This window comes from Bacillota bacterium, from assembly GCA_030705925.1.
Taxonomy (GTDB): domain Bacteria; phylum Bacillota; class Clostridia; order Oscillospirales; family Feifaniaceae; genus JAUZPM01.
This window is the reverse complement of sequence record JAUZPM010000096.1, coordinates 1-6493: the sequence shown is the minus strand read 5'-3', so window position 1 is coordinate 6493 and position 6493 is coordinate 1. Positions and strand designations below refer to the sequence as shown.

Annotated in this window: 5 protein-coding genes; 1 reads left to right on the top strand and 4 read right to left on the bottom strand. The window is 39.4% G+C overall.

Going from position 1 to position 6493, the window contains the following annotated elements:
* Window positions 1-261 precede the first annotated feature (261 nt).
* Genes lytC through lytA form a run of 3 tightly spaced genes read right to left on the bottom strand, consistent with a single transcriptional unit; the run spans window position 262 to window position 4240 of the window.
* The gene (lytC, locus tag Q8865_10735; GenBank protein MDP4153892.1) at window positions 262-1752 is read right to left on the bottom strand and encodes an N-acetylmuramoyl-L-alanine amidase LytC; all 1491 of its coding nucleotides are present in this window, start codon (window positions 1750-1752) and stop codon (window positions 262-264) included.
* A gap of 38 nt (window positions 1753-1790) precedes the next feature.
* Window positions 1791-3908: a SpoIID/LytB domain-containing protein gene (locus Q8865_10730; GenBank protein MDP4153891.1), complete on the bottom strand. Its 2118-nt coding sequence runs from the start codon at window positions 3906-3908 to the stop codon at window positions 1791-1793.
* Window positions 3909-3931: 23 nt separating this feature from the next.
* Window positions 3932-4240: a membrane-bound protein LytA gene (gene lytA, locus Q8865_10725; protein MDP4153890.1), complete on the bottom strand. Its 309-nt coding sequence runs from the start codon at window positions 4238-4240 to the stop codon at window positions 3932-3934.
* A 183-nt stretch (window positions 4241-4423) separates the two neighbouring features.
* Here lytA and lytR point away from each other — a divergent pair, with 183 nt between their 5' ends.
* Entirely contained in the window at window positions 4424-5344 is a 921-nt protein-coding gene (lytR, locus tag Q8865_10720; protein ID MDP4153889.1) for a transcription antiterminator LytR, read from the top strand.
* 39 nt (window positions 5345-5383) lie between these two features.
* On the opposite strand, the gene wecB is transcribed toward lytR, so the two are convergent.
* The coding region (gene wecB, locus Q8865_10715; GenBank protein MDP4153888.1) for a UDP-N-acetylglucosamine 2-epimerase (non-hydrolyzing) at window positions 5384-6493 on the bottom strand (1110 nt) is incomplete at its 5' end.

Sequence of the window (6493 nt, the reverse complement as noted above, 5' to 3'; positions counted from 1 at the left end):
TCACGACTCACATTCATGCTTTTCTCTGCACTCACTGACACACACCTCACGATTTGTTTGGGATGTTATGATGACCTATGCCAGTCAGTTTAGCAGACGGATGTTAATTGGATGTAAATGGTATGTTAAGAAGTGTGAATTACGTGTTTTTTCTGATAAATGTTGTTAATACTCTTTTACTATTTTATATACAAGTCCTATTTGTTTTAATCATTTCATATAAAAAAGAGACAAATCTGTGATTAGATTTGTCTCTTTCGATTATCTGTAATAAGATACTGTGCCGTCATGAATAGCTTGTGCAGCTTTATCTTTATAAACCGCTTGCTTCAATTTACTTGCATCTGATGCATTAGTGATAAAGGCAGTTTCAACTAAAACACTCGGCATTTTAGAATATTTAATAACATAGAAAGCGGCTGTTTTTACTCCCCGGTCTCTCGTTCCAAGATTAGCCGCTAACTTTGGTTGAATTTGTTCAGCCAGTCTCTTGCTATTTGCAGCTTGATATGTTGTATCGTAGTACGTCTCACTTCCATTTGGTGATGAGCTATCATTAGCATTTGCATGTATACTGAGAAATAAATCTGCTTGTGCAGAAGCTGCTTTATTTACTCTCTCCTGTAAAGAATAAAAAGTATCATTAGATCTTGACAGTACTGGAAGAGCACCTGAAGTATTTAGCTTTGTATTGACTCTTTTCGCTATATCAAGGTTGACTTCTTTCTCAAGGAGTCCATTGCCGATTGCTCCTGAATCTTGATCACCGTGACCCGGATCAATAAAGATTGTTTCACCTACAACTGGATTCTTTAGCTGATTAGCAACCTTTGTGCTTACGGCAGGAGTGTTTCCGATAATCATAAAGTTTGACATGTTTTTACTTCCAATAATTTTACGGGCTCCTGTAGATAAATTTTCACCATTTGTAAGAATAAGAGATTGCTTCTTCTTAGCTGCCAGTGTAGCTCCTGCAATAGAGTCAGGGTAGCTGAATCCATTGCTTACATATACGGTGCTTGTTGATAAATTAAGTTTTTGTACGATATTTGCAGCAAGCTCATATCTGTTTGAACCGCTAATTCTTGTAGGAGAAGGTAACTTGTTGTATACCGTATTGCTGATACTTCCAGTGCCTCCTACAACAACGGTACTCGAAATTCCCTTATCTTTTATCACAGACGTAGTCGCACTATTTATAGATGTTTTATTTGTAAAAAGAATTGGATACCCGTTTTTCGCTGCATAAGGAATGACGGCCGGAGCGTCTGCATATAAGAAGCCGTTCAAAATAACAGCTTTTGAAGTCGCACCCATCGCTTTTGCCACCCGTGCAGCCGTATCATAACGGTTGCTTCCTGCAATTCGTTTAATACTTATCCCCAAGCTTTTAATCTGGTTAGCAGTGTTAGAAGAAACAGCAGGTGTTCCGCCTACAATAATTACATTTTTAGTCTGCATCTCTTTCAATCTTGTTTTCGTTTCATATGAAAGCTTATCAGAATTAGTGTAAAGCAATGGCGCATTCTTCTGGTAAGCAAGGGGTGCTGCTGAAATAGCATCTGCATAGGAACTCCCACCAACAATTACAGCTGTACTTGCTGTTGAATACATTTGCTTTGATATTTGTACAGCAGTGCCGTATCTATTGCTTCCCCCGACTCTTTTCACTGAATTATCGGCCAAAGCTGTTGGCACAAAAAGTATGAGCCCCAGAAAACACATTGTTAGGACTTTTATATAAGAACGCAATTGATTTCCTCCTTAAATGGCGTTATATCCTAAAATAATCAATAACTTGTCAGAGTTGTACCTGGATAGTAAAATTTCAAAATTGAACTATATGAATCTCCAGCTTCTGCTCTTGCTTTTGCTCCATATTGACTCATTCCGATCCCGTGACCATATCCTTTACCGCTGATTGTGTACTTTGAAGTATCTTTTTTTACAGTCACATAAGTACTTTTAAATACAGTCGCTCCAATCATTGTTCTTAACTCACTTGTTGGTACACTAATGGTTGTAATTTTGCTCAAGTTATAGGAGCCAGTACTGCTTTTAACAAAATACTTCACTTTCATCGATGCTGTTTTTGCACGCTGCCCTTGTGTCGTTCCACTAAAGCTTAAATCGTCAATACTTGCAATTTTGACAGAATCAGCGCTTGTTTCTTTATTTTTCAAGATCCAGTTCTTAACTCCGGAAAGTCTTGCAGAATCAGTTTCAGTCGCTGAAGACCACCAAGAAGAAGGCTTCGTTAAGTCCAAAGATTTCGTATCTAGCTGTTGTTTTGACAAAGTAAGCGTCCAGCCTATTTGAGGATCCTTTGTATCTTTTTTTGCAATCAAGTAAGGTACACTTGACGACCACACTTCATTACTAGCTTCTGTGTAACCACCATTACTGGAAGAATAAGCTGCAGTTATAAGAGATCCATTATATTTCAGAACTTTCCCCTTCGTTTGCTCTACCGCTTTATTGGTATTCGAATTCCAACTGTAGCCACCATAAACTTGAAAAGCGGTTGTATCAGGTACAGTAGTTCCTGTTTTTGTTATTGAGTAGGTTCTTGCAGCGACAGTCTGTGCTTTAAGAGCCTCAAGTGACCAGCTAGCAGGCATTTCATTCGGAATTACTCCTTTTAAGTAATCCTCAAATGGAATATTCTCATTTACCGGTCGGATATATTTAGTAGACTCAATAGAGAAATTAACCGTGCCAAGATACTGCTTTCCATCAAGACTAATTCTGTTTGAAGTAGAATAGTTTTCTGGTTTAATTCTTAGGGAGTTTCCGTAAGTTTTGATGTTTTCAAGGTTTAATTTTCCGCTGTTGATTTTTAGATTATAGGTGCTACCGTCAGCTAAATAAAATTCATCAGCAAGTGAATTCTCAACTTCAGCAGAAATTGAACTGGTACTTCCAATAAAGTCGTATGCATATGTGGCTTTATCTTTCGTTATACTTTTAGCCGCAGCCGGAACGCTATCTTGTTTAACAAATAAAATTTGGCTGTTTTTCTTCGAGGCAAGCGAAGCGCCTATCAGTACGTCTGCATATTTTGTCCCGTTCGTCATTACGACTTTATCAGCCTTCAACTTTAGTTGCTTAATTATATTTGCCGTAAGTTCATATCTGGTTGATCCAGGAATCCTTTGCACAGTTGAAGTTTTTTTAATTTGGTTTTCTACACTATCACTGACGCTAAATGAACTGCCTATAATGATGACTTGTTTTGGCAAATCATAATCCGGAAGCTTGTCTTTCTCTGTAAGCAAAATAGGGTATCCGTGTGCTGCTGCATATGGAGCAATGGCTAAAGCGTCTTGAAATACTCTTCCGGTTACAACGATCGCTTTATCATAGCTGCCCATTTGCTTTGCAATATTTTCTGATAAGACATATCTATTTTTTCCGCTTATCCTTTTCACAGCGCCATATGATTTCAGCTTGTTTTCTACGTCTTTTGAAATGCTTCGCGCTCCCCCAATGATTAAAATATTATCAGGGTTAAACTTAGCAATTTGTCTTTCAGTAGTTTTTGTTAACGTGTCAGGCTGAGTAAATAAAACTGGTGCGTTCAGTTTTTTCGCCAATGGAATAACAGGCAATGCATCAATAAAAATATCTCGGTTCACCAATATCACTGTATTAGGATTTTTCCACTGGCTGTTGGATGCAAGAGTCGCAGTTTCGTATCGTGAAGCGCCTGCAAAACGATCCGTAACAGCAACATTATCTCCAGTTACTTTATAAAATCCTGTTGGCGATAGACTGATGCTAGATTTATTTCCAATATAATTTGACAATTTAACTGAGATGTTTGAGTCTGCTGCAAAAGAAACTGATGGAATCAATAATAAGATTGCAGCAAGTGAACACACTATCAATTGTTTGCAAGATTTCAAAATTTCAGGTTCCTCCCTATATCTTAGTTGGCACGTTCAATATCTTTTAACAGAAGCTGACCCTCATCATTTTTTTCATATGTAATCGTGACCTTATCTCCACTGTTAAACTTATCAAGATCACTTGTCGATTCTTCAGTGATATCAAGACTAACCGGCTCATTATCTACTGTTACTTCTATTGTATGAGTATCAGCTAACCCTACATAAGTACCTTCTTTTGTTTCAATGTTACTGTCTGGCGATACATCTTCACCTTGACTCTTTTGACTATTAACCCCGCAACCCGAAAGAAGCAATATAAAGAACAGTAAAGCAATAAATTTTTTCATTTTTTTCACCTCATTATATTTTATCGTCAACCTATTTTATATTTTAAAGAAAAATTAAGAAACAATGAAACTTTTTTTTATAAAAAACGACTATTTTAGGATTTCATTCTTGTATTAAATAGAGTTGTATTTATTGGAAATTTAACTCATAATGAAAGTAATTTAACAGACGAGGTGCAAAGGATGAGAAACGAACGCAGAAAAAAGAAAAAAACTTTATTACTGACAATTTTAACGATAATCGGACTTCTTGTACTCGGAACTGGCGGCTATGCATACTACTTATGGCATAAAGCAGCTTCAACCGTGGCAAGTATTCATGAAAGCATTGATAAATCTAAAAAGAGGGATAAAGAGGTCAGTATCAATAAAAAAGATCCTTTTTCCGTCTTAATCATGGGTGTGGATGAACGCGACGGCGATAAGGGCCGTGCCGATACGCTCATTTATATGACCGTTAACCCAAAAACGAATACAACCGACATGGTCAGCATTCCGCGTGACACGTATACAAAAATTATCGGAAAAGGCACAATGGATAAAATCAACCATTCATACGCTTTCGGCGGCACGCAGATGACGGTAGACACTGTTGAGAACTTCCTCGATGTTCCGGTTGATTATTTTGTGAAAGTGAACATGGAAAGCTTTAGAGACGTTGTTGATACACTTGGCGGCATTACAGTTAACAGCACATTCGCGTTCAGTTATGACGGTTATTCGTTCGGCAAAGGAGAAATCACGCTGAACGGAAAAGAAGCGCTCGCTTATACCCGGATGAGAAAAGAAGATCCGAGAGGCGACTTCGGACGCCAGGACCGCCAGCGCCAAGTCATCCAAGGTATTATTAATAAAGGCGCTAATATTTCTTCCATCACGAAATTCGGAGATATGTTTAAAGTTGTTGAAGATAATGTGAAAACGAACTTGACCTTCGATAACATGTGGGATATCCAGTCCGATTACAAAGGTGCGCGGAAACATATTAAACAGCACGAACTAAAAGGTACAGGCACGAAAATCAATGGAATTTACTACTACCAAGCTGATGAAAGCGCCCTTTCCGATATTACAAAAGAGCTGAAGGAAAGCCTCGAAAAGTAAAACAAAAAGAAGCTTCGCACAATGTGCAAAGCTTCTTTTTTATTTGCCTGTAAATGAATCCGGTTGTTCTTTCCGGTACCCGTAATGAAACAGCAATTCTTCCACAATCCGGCGGGAAGCCTCTCCATCTCCATACGGATTAGAAGCCTGGGACATTTTCTTGTACTCATCAGGATCAGTTAACAGCTGTTTTGCCAGCTGATAAATGTTTTCCTCATCCGTCCCTGCAAGTTTCAGCGTTCCCGCTTCCACTCCTTCAGGCCGTTCCGTCGTATCACGCAGAACAAGAACCGGTTTCCCGAGAGATGGGGCTTCCTCCTGCACGCCGCCCGAATCGGTCAATATAAAATGCGATTTCGCTGCAAAGTTATGGAAATCGATCACCTCTAAAGGTTCAATCAGATGCACTCTGTCAGAATCACCAAAATGCTTATGAGCCGCTTCCCGGACAACAGGATTCAGGTGCACAGGGTAAACGACTTGTACATCTTCAAATTCCGCTACAATTCTGCGGATAGCCTTGAACATATTTTCCATTGGCTCACCCAAATTCTCCCGGCGGTGAGCGGTCAAGAGAATCATTTTATCCTCACCCACCTGATCGAGAACAGGATGTGAGTAACCATCCCTAACCGTTGTGTTGAGTGCGTCAATCGCTGTATTGCCCGTTACAAAAATAGAGTCGGCCTTTTTGTTTTCTTTTAATAAATTGTCTTTCGCCTGGCCTGTCGGAGCAAAATGCAAATCAGCAATCGCCCCTGTCATCTGTCGATTGAGCTCTTCCGGAAACGGGGAATACTTATTCCCTGTACGGAGCCCCGCCTCCACATGACCGACAGCAATTTGATGGTAAAAAGCGGCTAGGCTTCCGGCAAACGTCGTCGTCGTATCACCATGGACAAGCACAATATCGGGTTTGATATCTTTAAACAACTCATCCAATCTTACAAGTGCGTTAGACGTAATCTCTGCCAGTGTCTGCCGCTCCTTCATAATGTTCAAATCGAAGTCAGGCTTGATGTGAAACGCATCTAACACCTGATCGAGCATCTGTCTGTGCTGTGCAGTTACCGTTACATAGGAATCTATTTCAGGATATTTTTTCAATTCAAGCACAAGCGGTGCCATCTTGATCGCTTCAGGCCTGGT